At 70.6% G+C, this 12,987-nt stretch carries 11 protein-coding genes; 5 read left to right on the forward strand and 6 right to left on the reverse strand.

Features of this window, described 5'->3' with window-relative positions:
- Nucleotides 1–84: 84 nt before the first annotated feature.
- On the forward strand, nt 85–2,088 hold the full coding sequence (tkt, locus tag O9255_RS14010; protein WP_297867488.1) for a transketolase: 2,004 nt from the start codon (nt 85–87) through the stop codon (nt 2,086–2,088).
- On the opposite strand, the gene O9255_RS14015 is transcribed toward tkt, so the two are convergent.
- The 3 genes from O9255_RS14015 to O9255_RS14025 all read right to left on the reverse strand — a co-directional run bounded on the left by O9255_RS14015 (nt 2,089) and on the right by O9255_RS14025 (nt 5,703).
- Nucleotides 2,089–3,999, reverse strand: a complete 1,911-nt coding sequence (locus O9255_RS14015; protein WP_297867489.1) for an acetyl-CoA hydrolase/transferase C-terminal domain-containing protein — start codon at nt 3,997–3,999, stop codon at nt 2,089–2,091.
- Between the two features lie 157 nt (nt 4,000–4,156).
- Nucleotides 4,157–4,765: an OmpW family outer membrane protein gene (locus O9255_RS14020; RefSeq protein ID WP_297867490.1), complete on the reverse strand. Its 609-nt coding sequence runs from the start codon at nt 4,763–4,765 to the stop codon at nt 4,157–4,159.
- A gap of 101 nt (nt 4,766–4,866) precedes the next feature.
- Nucleotides 4,867–5,703 (reverse strand): S1/P1 nuclease, encoded by an 837-nt coding sequence (locus O9255_RS14025; RefSeq protein WP_297867491.1) that lies wholly within the window; start codon nt 5,701–5,703, stop codon nt 4,867–4,869.
- A gap of 81 nt (nt 5,704–5,784) precedes the next feature.
- Between O9255_RS14025 and gap the strand changes: the two genes are divergently transcribed.
- Together gap and O9255_RS14035 are read left to right on the forward strand one after the other, a co-directional pair.
- The gene (gap, locus tag O9255_RS14030) at nt 5,785–6,798 is read left to right on the forward strand and encodes a type I glyceraldehyde-3-phosphate dehydrogenase (RefSeq protein ID WP_297867492.1); all 1,014 of its coding nucleotides are present in this window, start codon (nt 5,785–5,787) and stop codon (nt 6,796–6,798) included.
- Between the two features lie 19 nt (nt 6,799–6,817).
- Nucleotides 6,818–7,327, forward strand: a complete 510-nt coding sequence (locus tag O9255_RS14035; protein ID WP_297867493.1) for a hypothetical protein — start codon at nt 6,818–6,820, stop codon at nt 7,325–7,327.
- Between the two features lie 6 nt (nt 7,328–7,333).
- Here the strand turns inward: O9255_RS14035 and O9255_RS14040 are convergent, their stop codons facing one another.
- Nucleotides 7,334–8,614, reverse strand: coding sequence for an NAD(P)/FAD-dependent oxidoreductase (locus tag O9255_RS14040; RefSeq protein WP_297867494.1), 1,281 nt, complete (start codon nt 8,612–8,614; stop codon nt 7,334–7,336).
- A complete protein-coding gene (locus O9255_RS14045) occupies nt 8,604–9,584 on the reverse strand; it encodes an L-threonylcarbamoyladenylate synthase (RefSeq protein WP_297867495.1) in 981 nt (326 codons plus the stop codon). Before O9255_RS14045 ends, O9255_RS14040 begins: the two co-directional genes overlap by 11 nt.
- Nucleotides 9,585–9,654: 70 nt before the next feature.
- Between O9255_RS14045 and O9255_RS14050 the strand changes: the two genes are divergently transcribed.
- Nucleotides 9,655–10,830, forward strand: coding sequence for a phosphoglycerate kinase (locus O9255_RS14050; RefSeq protein WP_297867496.1), 1,176 nt, complete (start codon nt 9,655–9,657; stop codon nt 10,828–10,830).
- 1 nt (nt 10,831) lies between these two features.
- Here O9255_RS14050 and O9255_RS14055 read toward each other — a convergent pair whose 3' ends face one another.
- The gene (locus O9255_RS14055; RefSeq protein ID WP_297867497.1) at nt 10,832–11,371 is read right to left on the reverse strand and encodes a hypothetical protein; all 540 of its coding nucleotides are present in this window, start codon (nt 11,369–11,371) and stop codon (nt 10,832–10,834) included.
- A 59-nt stretch (nt 11,372–11,430) separates the two neighbouring features.
- Here O9255_RS14055 and pyk point away from each other — a divergent pair, with 59 nt between their 5' ends.
- On the forward strand, nt 11,431–12,897 hold the full coding sequence (gene pyk / locus O9255_RS14060) for a pyruvate kinase (RefSeq protein ID WP_297867498.1): 1,467 nt from the start codon (nt 11,431–11,433) through the stop codon (nt 12,895–12,897).
- Nucleotides 12,898–12,987: the final 90 nt, after the last annotated feature.

Here is a 12,987-nt window from a genome sequence, read left to right on the forward strand (position 1 = left end):
CCGGCGGTGGGACAATAGGGGGCCGCGCCTCGCGAACCGGGGTCGTCGGCCTCCCTTTCCGCCTCCTGCCCAGGCCTGCCGCCGATGACCCGTCCTGCCCGCCGCGACCTCGCGAACGCCGTCCGTTTCCTTGCCATCGACGCGGTCGAGGCCGCCAAGTCGGGCCACCCCGGCATGCCCATGGGCATGGCCGATATCGCGGAAGTGCTGTGGAACGATCACCACACGCACAACCCGGCGAATCCGAAGTGGCCGGACCGCGATCGCTTCGTGCTGTCGAATGGCCATGGCTCGATGCTGCAGTACGCCCTGCTGCACCTCGCCGGCTACGACCTGCCGCTCGACGAGTTGAAGCGCTTCCGCCAGCTGCATTCGAAGACCGCCGGCCATCCGGAGCGCCACATCACTGTCGGCGTCGAGACCACCACCGGCCCGCTGGGGCAGGGCATCGCCAACGCCGTGGGCATGGCGCTGGCCGAGCGCCTGCTGGCGCAGCGCTTCAACCGCGACGGCCACGCCGTCGTCGACCACTACACTTGGTGCTTCCTCGGCGACGGCTGCCTGATGGAAGGCATCTCGCACGAGGTCTGTTCGCTGGCTGGCACCTGGGGCCTGGGCAAGCTGATCGCCTTCTGGGACGACAACGGCATCTCCATCGACGGTGAGGTGCAGGGCTGGTTCACCGACGACACCGCGAAGCGCTTCGAGGCCTACGGCTGGCAGGTGATCAAGACCGTCGACGGCCACGACCCGGAGGAGATCCAGCAGGCCATCGCCACGGCCAAGGCCGAAACCGGCCGTCCGACCCTGATCTGCTGCCGCACCCACATCGGCTTCGGCTCGCCGAACAAGCAGGGCAAGGAAAGCAGCCACGGCGCGCCGCTGGGCAAGGACGAGGTTGCGTTGACGCGTGAGACCCTGAAGTGGCCGCACGCGTCCTTCGAGATCCCAGCCGAGATCCGCAGCGCCTGGGACGCCCTCGAGCGCGGCGCCAAGGCCGAGGCCGCGTGGAACGCCCGCTTCGCCGCGTATAAGGCCGCGCATCCGGAACTCGCCGCCGAGTTCGAGCGCCGCATGGCCGGCGAGCTGCCGGCGGACTTCGCGCAGGCCGCCAAGGACTACATCGCCAAGCTGCAGGCCGAAGGCCCTGTCGTGGCCTCGCGCAAGGCTTCGCAGATGGCCATCGAGGCCTTCGCCCCACGCCTGCCGGAGCTCGTGGGTGGCTCGGCCGACCTCGCGCATTCCAACCTCACCACGTGGAAGGGCCAGAAGGCCGTTACCACCACGGACGCGGACGCCCGCTACGTGCACTACGGCGTGCGCGAGTTCGGCATGACCGCGATCGGCTCGGGCCTCGCGCTGCATGGCGGGTTCATCCCGTTTGACGCGACCTTCCTCGTGTTCTCCGACTACGCCCGCAACGCGGTGCGCATGAGCGCCCTGCTGCCGGTGCGCTCGATCCACGTCTACACGCACGATTCGATCGGCCTCGGCGAGGACGGCCCGACGCACCAGCCGATCGAGCACCTCGCCTCGCTGCGCCTGATCCCGAACCACGACGTCTGGCGTCCGGGTGATGCGGTGGAGTCGGCGATGTCGTGGGCCTGCGCGTTGCAGCGCGTGGACGGCCCCTCGAGCCTCGTGTTCTCGCGCCAGAACCTCGCCCACCAGCAGCGCACGGCCGAGCAGGTGGCCGACATCGCGCGCGGCGGCTACGTGCTCAGCGATCCGGCCTCGGCCAAGTTCGACGTCATCCTCGTCGGCACCGGTTCGGAGCTGGAGTTGGCCCGCCTCGCCGCCGTCAAGCTGGCCGAGGAGGGCATCGCCGCGCGCGTGGTTTCGATGCCCTGCTTCGAGGCCTTCAAGCGCCAGCCGCTGGAATACCGCGAGGGCGTGCTGCCGGCGTGGTGCCGCAAGCGCGTGGTGGTGGAAGCCGGCAGCACGGAGCACTGGCGCGCGATCGCCGGCCTCGACGGCGCGGTGATCGGCATCGACCGCTTCGGCGAGTCGGCCCCGGGCGACGTGCTGATGAAGCACTTCGGCTTCACCGTCGACCACGTGGTGGCGGCGGCGAAAGCCCTGCGCTGATCAGTCCGGGCGCGTCGCCCTCAGGGCGGCGCGCAGGAGTTTCCGCTCAAGCGTCTCGCGCCAGCCTTCTCGGCCGTCGTAGCCCATCCGTGCGATGGCGGCGTCTTCGCGGGGCTCGGCCCGGGACTCGTCAAGCCAAACTGCGCCCCATAGTGCGCGGGCCTTTCCGCTGCGCGTCGCGGTGTCGCGCTTCAGTAGGCCGAGCGCCCGCACGAGATCCTGCTCCACCGGCGTGAAGTCGCTGCCGATCGGGTACTCGGGCAGCAGGCCTTCGCGGCGGAACGGTGCCAGCGCGGCATCGATCGCTTCGGGCGTGTTGCGGGACCACGTGGGTGGATCCGCACGGTCGAGCTTGCCGGCGGCGATGGCTTTCGCCGCGAGTTCCGGCATGAATCGGGCATCGCCGATGGCCAGCATCGCGCGGATGCAATTGGCATCGCCCTGGTCGCGGAGGTCGGCGATGCCGTATTCGCTGATAACGACGTCGCGCAGGTGGCGCGGAATGGTGGTGTGCCCGTAATGCCAGAGCAGGGAGCTGGACACGTCGGCGCCGCTTTCGCGCACGGCGCGGAACAGCAGGATCGAGCGCGCGTCCGGCAGGGCATGGCCCATGGCCACGAAGTTGTATTGCCCGCCCACGCCGGACACCACGCGGCCGTCGGCGAGCCCATCGGACACGGCGGCGCCAAGTACCGTCTGCATCATCGTGGTGTTGATGAAGCGGGCGTGCCGGCGTTGGGCGGCCCGCAGCGGGGCATCGTCGGTGCCGAGCTGGTTGATCTCACTGATGCGCGTCATGCGCAGGCGGAAGGCGCTGTTGGCGCTGCCGATGCGTTGCAGCCAGCGGTACAGGTCACGGCTGCCAAGGAAGAAGCCGCCATGCAGTACTTCGCCTTGCGCCTCGCGCAGCGCGAGGTCGGCGGGCGTGGCGGTGCCGGCATCGAGTCGCCCTTGCGCCGCGGCATCGGGCACGACGGCGCGCTTCAGCACGCCGGCCTCGGCCAGCACGCGGAAGCCGTCCATCACCATTTCGCTGCAGCCGAACAGGCCGTGCTCGAAGGGTTCGAGGCCGCCGGTGTCGCGCACCAGCGAGGACGTCGCCGCCCCCGGCCACAGCGCGTCGAGGATCCGGCGGTAGTCGGCGTTGCGCGTGTGTCGCAGCACGAGGGCGTGGGTGAGGGCATCCGACAGCGCGCCGATGCCGATCTGCAGGGTGCCTCCGTCCTTCACCAGCGTGCTGGCGTAGAGGCCGATGGCGAACTCCGCGAGCGACACCGGCTGGCGCGGCACGGCGAACAGCGGTGGCAGCGGGGCCGGTTCGAGAACGATGTCGAAGAAGCCGGCATCGACCGAGGCGCCGCGTTCGACGTAGGGCAGGTCGGGGTGCACCTCGGCCACCATCAGCGGGCGCGGCAGGCCGCGCGCCGCCAGCGCATCGATCAGATCGAAGGTGAGGTCGGGGTTGCAGGACAGCGAGAGCCGTCCGTCGGGGCCGCGCGCCACCGACTGCACGACGATGTTGCAGCCGCGCGCTGCGATGCCGCGCGCCGCGTGCGTGTAGTTGAGGCTGGCGTAGTGCTGCTGCGCCTGCTTCGAGCCCAGCAAGGCGCCGGAAGGCAGGTAGAACTCCTGCACCTCGATGTTGGGCGGCAGGGCGTCGCGCTGCTGCGCGAGGAACCACGCCGGGTCCTCGAAATCGGCGCCGAAATGCCGATCGACGAAGGGGGCGAGGAAGCGCCGCTCCAGCCCGGCCTTCGCTCGTGGCCGAGACAGCGACAGGGCGCTGAGGATCGTGAGGCGTCGGCTGGCGTCGGCGGCGATACGCGAACACAGCGCGTTGAGCACGCGGTGCGGCTTGCCGAGGCCCAAAGGCGCGCCGACCACCAAGTGGTGGCCGGCGTGCGTGAGCATGCGATCGATGGCGCCATCGAGCGCCGCATCGGGAGTGGGCGATCCCGCGGGGGAGGCGCGGGAGGCCCGGTGCAACAAAGGGTCGCTCATGGCTCGCGGTGGCGTCGTCCCGGGAAGGACACAGCGTATCCCGTGCCGGCGTGCCGCGAGCCGTCGATCAGAACGTGGTGCCGAGCATCAGGCTGACGACCAGCGGATCGACGTTCGCCGTGCCGATGCTGGTGCCGTTGAGGCGTGCGTCGGCATCGATGTCGATCCAGCGCACGTCGGCGGTGGCGTGCCAAGCGTCGCTGATGTTCCACAGCAGGCCGGCCTGGGCAGCGAGGCCCCAGCTGTTGTCGAGATCGACGCGCGTACCGGCGACCGGGCCGCGCTCCTGCTCGTCGTACACCCACGTGTAGTTCAGGCCGGCACCGACGAACGGACGCACCGTCGCCTCGCGGCCGCCGAAGTAGTACTGCAGGCTCACCGTCGGCGGCAGGTGCTTGAAGTCGACCGAGCGGGCGCCGTTGAGCGTTGCGGTGTGACTAAACGGTGCCGCGGCCAGCAGCTCAACCGCCCAGTTGTCGTTCAAGTAGCGGCCGACGGTGAAGCCCAGCGTCGTCTGCGCGTCGATGTCGAGCGCGAGCGTGCCGGCGAGCGTGCCGTTGCCCGAGGTCGGGTTCACATTGGTGGCGCCGGCGCGGACGAACCAGTCGTCGGCGGCATGGGCGGAGCCCGCGGCGAGGGCGAGGGCGGCGATCAGCGGAAGGCGGAAGCGGTTCATCTCAGGACTCCTGTGGACAAGGCCGTTGTGCGGTCCCGGCCATCCTGCGACGAGTGCCTCGAGGCCCCGTTGATGTCGATCAACGGCGCGTTTGATCGACGTCAATCAGCGGGCGCCAGCGCCGCGTCGAGCACTGCGGCGAGCCGCGCTCCTGCCTGTCGAAGGCGCGTTTCCGCGAGCGGCCGATGTCGGTCGAGGTAGCCCCGACCCACCGTCCGCCGGGCCGGATAAAGCCCGTCGTCGTGGATGGCCTGGCAGCTCTCCAACGCCCAGCGTTCCTCCGGATGGGCGAGGGCCAGCGTGGCATCCGCGGGCAGGGCCGGGCCGCCGCGCAGCTGCCGCGCGTACGCGGCGGGTTCGAGGCCCGCGTGCTTCACCATCGCACTGTCCCAGAGGCTGTGCAGGTTCCAGCCCTGCCGGTCGAAGCGCAGCTGCGTCTGGTTGCCGCCACGGTCGAAGCCGAAGCCCGCGTGGAAGGGCTGGTGCACGTCGCCGACGAAATGCACGAGGAACTTCAGTGCGTCGCGGCGCTCGGCGTCGCTGCGGGAGCGGTCGGCGAGGATCGCGCGCTGGGCGGCGATGGCGCCGACCACGCAGTCACCGCCGGGGCAGTCGCGCGCGGCGTCGTAGGTGCAGGGGTTGGTGCGCGGCAGGTTCACCCAATGCCAGCGGCCGGTGTGGCGCATCGCCGGGTCGTCCCGGACGGTGTCGGCCCAGGTGGAGACACCCGCCAGAGTCGGCTCCAGCTCGCCGGCCAGCAGGCGGGCCACTTCGGCGCGAGCGGCCGGGCTCAGCTCCGACTCCGCCAGCGTCCCGACTACGCGGTGCCCGTCGAAGCCCCAGGCCGCCGCCGTGTGGGGCAGCAGCGACATCAGGGCGAGGCCGGCCGCCAGCAGGGCGGTGGATCGGCGGGCGAAGGGGCGTGCAGGGGCGGGCATAGCGGAGAGAGGGTGGGGCGGGCCGCGGGAAGGGCGGGTAAACTAGCGCGCTTTCCCCCTCAACGCCCACAGGAGCGCTCCATGGCCATCAAGGTCGGCATCAACGGTTACGGCCGCATCGGTCGCAACGTCCTCCGCGCGCTGTACGAGTCGCAGCGGAACGGTGAGATCCAGATCGTCGCGATCAACGACCTCGGCGACGCCGAGACCAATGCCCACCTGACGCAGTACGACACGGCCCACGGCAAGTTCCCGGGTACCGTCGCTGTGGACGGCGGCGATCTCGTCATCAATGGCGACCGCATCAAGGTGTTCGCGGAACGCGATCCGGCTAAGCTGCCGTGGGGCGCGAACGGCGTCGACGTGGTGCTGGAGTGCACCGGCATCTTCACCTCGAAGGCCAAGGCCGGTGCGCATCTCGCCGGTGGCGCCAAGAAGGTCGTGATCTCCGCTCCGGGCGCCGCCGATGTCGACGCCACCGTCGTCTACGGCGTGAACCACGCCGTGCTGAAGGCCTCGGACACCGTCATCTCCAACGCCAGCTGCACCACCAACTGCCTCGCGCCGCTCGCCAAGGTGCTGCACGAGAAGGTGGGCATCGTCCACGGCCTGATGACGACCATCCACGCCTACACCAACGACCAGGTGCTGACGGACGTCTACCACTCCGACCTGCGCCGCGCCCGTTCGGCCACGATGAGCCAGATCCCGACCAAGACCGGCGCCGCCGCCGCGGTTGGCCTGGTGCTGCCGGAGCTCAACGGCAAGCTCGACGGCTTCGCCATGCGCGTGCCGACGATCAACGTCTCGGTGGTCGACCTCTCGTTCGTGGCCGCCCGCGCCACGACCAAGGAAGAGATCGACGCCGCCGTGCTCGAAGCCTCGAACGGCGCTCTGAAGGGGATTCTCGGTATCAATACGAAGCCCTTGGTGTCGGTCGACTTCAACCACGACCCGCGCAGCTCGATCTACGACAGCACGCAGACCCGCGTCATGGGCGGCACGCTGGTGAAGGTGCTCAGCTGGTACGACAACGAGTGGGGCTTCAGCAACCGCATGCTGGACACCACGCTGGCGCTGATGGCGGCGAAGTAAGCCTCCCCAGCAGGGGGCCATGGCCGACATCGAGATCCGCCTCGAACGCCTCGAGCAGCTCTACGACCTGCTCGACCCGGCGCCGTTCCGCGACAAGGCGCTGGATCGCGCCGCCGAGGCCTACCTGCTGGAGTGTGCGGAGGACGCGCCGGGCGACGAGCCTTTGCGGCTCCGTGTCTGCGTGCCCCCGGCTCTGGTGGCGCGCGAATCCGAAGTGGCCGAGGCCGTGCACACGCATTTCGGCTGGCTGTGGGCGCGCGCCGACAAGCGCCGCGCCGCGCGTGCGCGCATGCACCGCTTCGCGATGCTGCTGGGGGTCGTCGTGCTGCTCGCCGCGCTCGGCCTTCGCGGGCTTTTCGCGGAAGGCGGCGGCATCGCCGAGGTGCTGCGCGAGGGCCTGCTGATCCTCGGCTGGGTCGCGCTGTGGCGGCCGGTCGAGTGGGTGCTGTTCGACACGTGGGAGCACCGGCAGCGGCGATCCGCGCTCAAGCGGCTGGCGACGGCCGAAGTGCGGCTGGTTGAGGGCTGAACGGCGTCAGGGCGCCTCGTCGCGGGGCGAAAACACCCGCGCATGACGCTGCATGGTCCAGTACTGCGAGGCCCAGTCCATCAGTACGACCAGCCGGTTGCGGTAGCCGATCAGGAAAACGATGTGCGCGAACAGCCACAGCCACCAGGCGAGCAGGCCGGTGAAGCGCATCCCGCCGATGACGCCGATGGCGCGGTGCCGGCCGATGGTGGCCATCGAGCCGTATTCGCGGTAACGGAAGGGCGTCGTCGCACGTCCGCGAAGGTGGGCGATGACGTTCCGGGCCGCGTGTTGGCCCATCTGCTTGGCCGCCGGCGCGATGCCGGGGACTGCTTGCCCATCGATGCTGAGCGCGGCGAGGTCGCCGATCACCTGCACTTCGGGATGCCCGACTAGCGAGAGGTCGGACGTTACCGGCACGCGTCCGGCACGGTCGGGATCGATCCCAGCCGCTTTCGCCAGCAGCGCGCCCAGCGGCGACGCCTTGACGCCGGCACCCCACACCACGTTTCGCGTTGGCAGGCGTTCGCGGACGCCCTCGCGTTCGACGTCGACGCCCTCGGCATCGATGCCGACGACCTTCGCGCCCAGCCGGACGCGCACGCCGAGGCTTTCGAGCTGGCGCTTCGCGCTGGCGGAGAGCGCTTCGGGATAGGCGGCGAGGATCCGAGCGCCGCCTTCCAGCAGCAGGATTTCCGCGGTCGCGGGGTCGATGCCGCGGAACTCGCCTTGCAGCGTGTGGCGCGCGATCTCGGCCAGCGTGCCGGCCATTTCGACGCCGGTCGGCCCGCCGCCGATCACCACGAAGCGCAGCAGCGCAGAGCGCTCGGCGGCATCTGTGCTGCGCTCGGCATGCTCGAAAGCCTCGAGCAGGCGCGCGCGGATGCCCTGCGCGTCCGCCAGCGTCTTCAAGCCCGGCGCATGCGTGGCCCAGTCGTCGCGGCCGAAGTAGGAATGCGTGGCGCCGGTCGCAACGACCAGATGGTCGAAGCCGAGGACGCCGCCTTCCGCAAGCGTCACCGAGCGCGCCGCGAGGTCGATGTCGACCACCTCGCCCATCAGCACCGTGACGTTGCGCTGGCCGCGCAGGATGTGGCGGATGGGTGCGGCGATCGACGGGGCCGCCAGCCCGGCCGTGGCGACCTGGTAGAGCAGGGGCTGGAACAGGTGGTGGTTGGTACGGTCGACGAGCGTGACGTCGACCGCGGCGCCCTTCAGGGCCTTGGCGGCGGCGAGGCCGCCGAAGCCGCCACCGAGGATCAGGACGCGCGGGCGCTCAGGTGCCATCGGCGTCGCGCGGCGCCGCGGCGCGCTTCAGCCGGTCGTTCACTGCCGCCCAGGCCGCAGTGTGCGGCGGCAGCTCGGCGAGCAGCACGTCGAAGCCGCGGGCGTCGAGCCGGCGCAGCGCCGCGTAGAGCGCATGGCCGTAGCCGGCGAGGTCACTGGGCAGCACTTCGCCGTCGATGTCCTTGAAGGGCTGGCCGCGCAGCAGGGCGGCGACCTTCTGCCCGCGCTTGGCGAGCTCGTGGAATCGGGCGACCAGCGGTGCGCGCGCGAGCACCTCGACGCTGGCGCGCGGCGCGTAGTGCGAGGCCAGCGTGCCCGAGGCGCGCGGGCTGTCGCCGTCCTTGCCTTCCGCCACGGGGCCGATCACTTCCTCGATCTCCGGGCGGCTGATCTTGCCCGGGCGCAGGATGCGCGGCGTGTCCGTCGAGAGATCGACGATCGTGCTTTCCAGCCCGATCTCGCATTCGCCGCCATCGAGCACGATCGGCACGGCATCGCCGAACTCCTCGCGCACATGCGCTGCGGTCGTTGGCGACAGCCGGCCGAAGCGGTTGGCCGAAGGCGCGGCCACGCCGCCCTCGAAGGCGCGCAGCAGGGCCTGCGCCACCGGATGCGCCGGCACGCGCAGGCCGACGGTGTCCTGACCACCGGTGACTTCGTCGGGCACGTTCGCCGCGCGCGGCAGGATCAGGGTGAGCGGCCCCGGCCAGAAGGCTTCGGCCAGCGCTTCGGCGGCGTCTGGCCAGTCGCCGGCCCAGCGCGAGGCCGTGACGGCGTCGGCCACGTGGACGATCAGCGGGTGGTCGGAGGGCCGACCCTTCAGTTCGTAGATGCGTCGGATGGCCGCCGGGTCGTGGGCGTCGGCGGCAAGGCCGTACACCGTCTCGGTGGGGAGGCCGATCGGCTCGCCGCGGCGCAGGGCCGCGAGGGCGTCGTCGAGGGTCGCAGCGCGCAGGGCTTTTCCGTCCATGCGGCCATGCTAGCCGCGCCGCCGACGATGCGACAATGCGCGTCTTTCTTCCCACTGCCCCGGAGCCCCCATGGCCATCCTCCGCATGACCGACCTCGATCTCGCCGGCAAGCGCGTCCTGATCCGCCAGGACCTCAACGTGCCGATCGACGACGGCAAGGTGACGTCGGAGCAGCGCATCACGGCATCGCTGCCGACGATCCGCCTCGCCCTCGAGAAGGGCGCCGCGGTGATGGTGACCTCGCACCTCGGCCGCCCGAAGGAAGGCCAGTGGACCGCCGAGGACTCGCTGGCGCCGGTGGCTGAGCGCCTCTCCGCCCACCTCGGCCGCCCGGTGCCGCTGGTGCGCGACTGGGTGGATGGCGTGGCCGTGCAGCCCGGTGAGGTGGTGCTGCTCGAGAACTGCCGCATGAACGTCGGCGAGGGCAAGGACGATGCCGCGCTGTCGGCCAAGTACGCCGCGCTTTGCGATGTGTTCGTCATGGACGCCTTCGGCACCGCGCACCGCGCGCAGGCCTCGACGCATGGCGTCATCCGCGCGGCCAAGGTCGCCGCCGGTGGCCCGCTGCTGATGGCCGAGCTCGACGCGCTGGCCAAGGCGCTGGCCCACCCGGCGCGCCCGCTGCTGGCCATCGTCGCTGGCTCAAAGGTGAGCACCAAGCTCGAACTGCTCGGCAGCCTCGTCGACAAGGTCGACCAGCTGATCGTTGGCGGCGGCATCGCCAACACCTTCATCGCCGCGGCCGGCCACAAGGTCGGCAAGTCGCTGGTGGAAATGGACCTGCTCGACACCGCCCGCGCCATCGTCGAGAAGGCCAAGACGCGCGGCGCCTCGATCCCGCTGCCGGACGACGTGGTCGTGGCCCCGGCCTTCGCCGCTGATGCCCCGGCCACGGTGCGCGCAGTGGACGCCGTGCAGGACGGCGACATGATCCTCGACATCGGCCCGAAGACCGCCGCCCGCTACGCCGAGCTGATCGCCAAGGCCGGCACCGTGGTGTGGAACGGCCCGGTGGGCGTGTTCGAGTTCGACGCTTTCGGCAAGGGCACCGAGGCGCTGGCGCGCGCGATTGCGGCCTCGAAGGCCTTCTCGATCGCCGGCGGCGGCGACACGCTGGCCGCCATCGACAAGTACGGCGTCGAGGCGGACGTCAGCTACATCTCGACCGGCGGCGGTGCCTTCCTCGAGTTCCTCGAAGGCAAGACCCTGCCGGCGGCAGCGGCGTTGGAAGCGCGGGGCGGCTGAGTCAGCCCACGGTGGCGTCGGCGATCGCCCGTCGCGCCGCGTCCGGTTCGGTCGGGGTCCAGAGAAGGACCCCGGCCTCGCCGGCATCGATCCGCAGCGCGGGCCCGAGGCGGGTGATGGCGCAGAACACCGGCCTGCCGTTGCCGTCGGACTGCCAGCCCATCGCATCGCCGGTGGACCAGCGCGACGTGCCCTGCAGCGGCTTGGGCAGGGCCTCGCGGGGCAGGGCGGCGAGGTCGAGTTCGTCGATCCGCGCAGCCCGCAGCGCGTCGCGGTCCAGAACGAACGTCCGGTGCGCGGCCTCGATCCGCAACGTGCCGTCGATGAGCGTCGCCAGCGGCGGACGCGACAGCACCCAGGCCAGCAGGCAGGACACACCGGCCCCTGCACCGGCGAGCGCCACGGCGAGTCCGATTTGTTCGCCACGGGTGATCCAGGCGATGGCCACGCCCATCAGTAGCGCATCGAAGGCGAGGAACAGCGCGCCGGCTAAGGCGAGGCGTCGTCGGCGTCGCGCCGGAGGGAATGCAAACGTAAGCATGATTGGGCGTCCGGGAATGCTGATAGGTTAGACGGCACTCCCTTCCATGCCGCGTGACCATGAGCCAGCCGCTGCGCCGCACCAAAATCCTTGCCACCCTGGGTCCGGCCACCGATGCGCCGGGCGTCATCGACGCGCTGCTGGCCGCTGGCTTGAACGCCGTGCGCCTGAACTTCTCCCACGGCACCGCAGAGCACCATGCACAGCGCATCGCCGCGGTCCGCGCCGTCGCGTCCCGCACGGGTCGCGAGATCGGCGTGCTGGCCGACTTGCCGGGCCCGAAGATCCGCATCGAGAAGTTCGCCGAAGGCAAGGTGCTGCTCAAGGCTGGCCAGGCTTTCGCCCTCGTCTGCCGCGCCGACGCGCCGCCCGGGGATGCCACGCAGGTGGGCTGCAGCTACCTCGGCCTGCCGCGCGACGTTGGGCCCGGTGACACCCTGCTGCTCGACGACGGCCTGATCAGCCTGCGTGTCGAGAAGGTCGCCGGCGACGTCGTCCACACCGAGGTGATGACCGACGGCGCGCTCTCGAACCGCAAGGGCCTGAATCGCCTCGGCGGCGGCCTCAGCCTTGGGGCGCTCACCGACGAGGACCGCGGCCACATCGCCACCGCCGCCAAGCTGGGCGCGGATTTCATCGCCGTCTCCTTCTGCCGCTCGGCGGCCGACATCGAGCTGGCCCGCGAGCTGGCGCGTGCCGCCGGTTCCGATGCGCAGATCGTCGCCAAGATCGAACGCGCGGAAGCGATCGAAAACCTCGTCGAGATCGTCGAGGCCGCGGAAGTGGTCATGGTCGCGCGCGGCGACCTCGGCGTGGAGATCGGCTACGCCGAGCTGCCCGGCCTGCAGAAGAAGATCATCCGCGAGTCGGTGGCGCGCAATCGCATCGTCATCACCGCGACGCAGATGCTGCAGTCGATGGTCGACAACCCGATCCCGACCCGCGCCGAAGTGCTCGACGTCGCCAACTCCGTCATCGACGGCACCGATACGGTGATGCTTTCGGCCGAGACGGCCAGCGGCCTCTACCCGGTCAAGTCGGTCGAGGCCATGGCCAGCATCTGCCTCGGCGCCGAGCGCCAGTTCCGACATGACACCGATTTCGAAGCCGCTCGCCGCGGCCTGACGCGCGCCGACGAAGCCATCGCCATGGCGACGATGTTCCTCACCGAGCACATCGAGCTGAAGGGCATCGTCGCGCTGACGGAATCCGGCGGCACGGCGCGGCACCTGTCGCGTTTCCGTTCGCAGGTTCCGGTGTTCGCGCTGAGCCGCTTCGACGAGGCCCGGCGGAAGATGTCGCTGATGCGCGATGTCTTCCCGATCCACTTCGACACCCGCGGCCTGTCGCCGGGCGTGGCGGCCCGTTCCGCGGCCAAGCAGCTGCACGACCTCGGCCTGCTCGACGCCGGCGACCGCATCATCGTCACCAACGGCGACTCGATGGAGCGTCGGGGCGCCACGAACACCCTGCGCCTGCTCGAGATCGGCGTGGGCGGGCATGTCGAGGGGCTCGGCGAGCTCTAGCCCCCACCGTGCCCGGGGCGTGGGGGTATTGAAATCGATTGGAACGGCGCCTCGGGGCGCTCGGCTATAATCTGGGGTCTTTCCCACCCG

The organism is Silanimonas sp. (assembly GCF_027530345.1).
Lineage (GTDB): Bacteria > Pseudomonadota > Gammaproteobacteria > Xanthomonadales > Xanthomonadaceae > Silanimonas.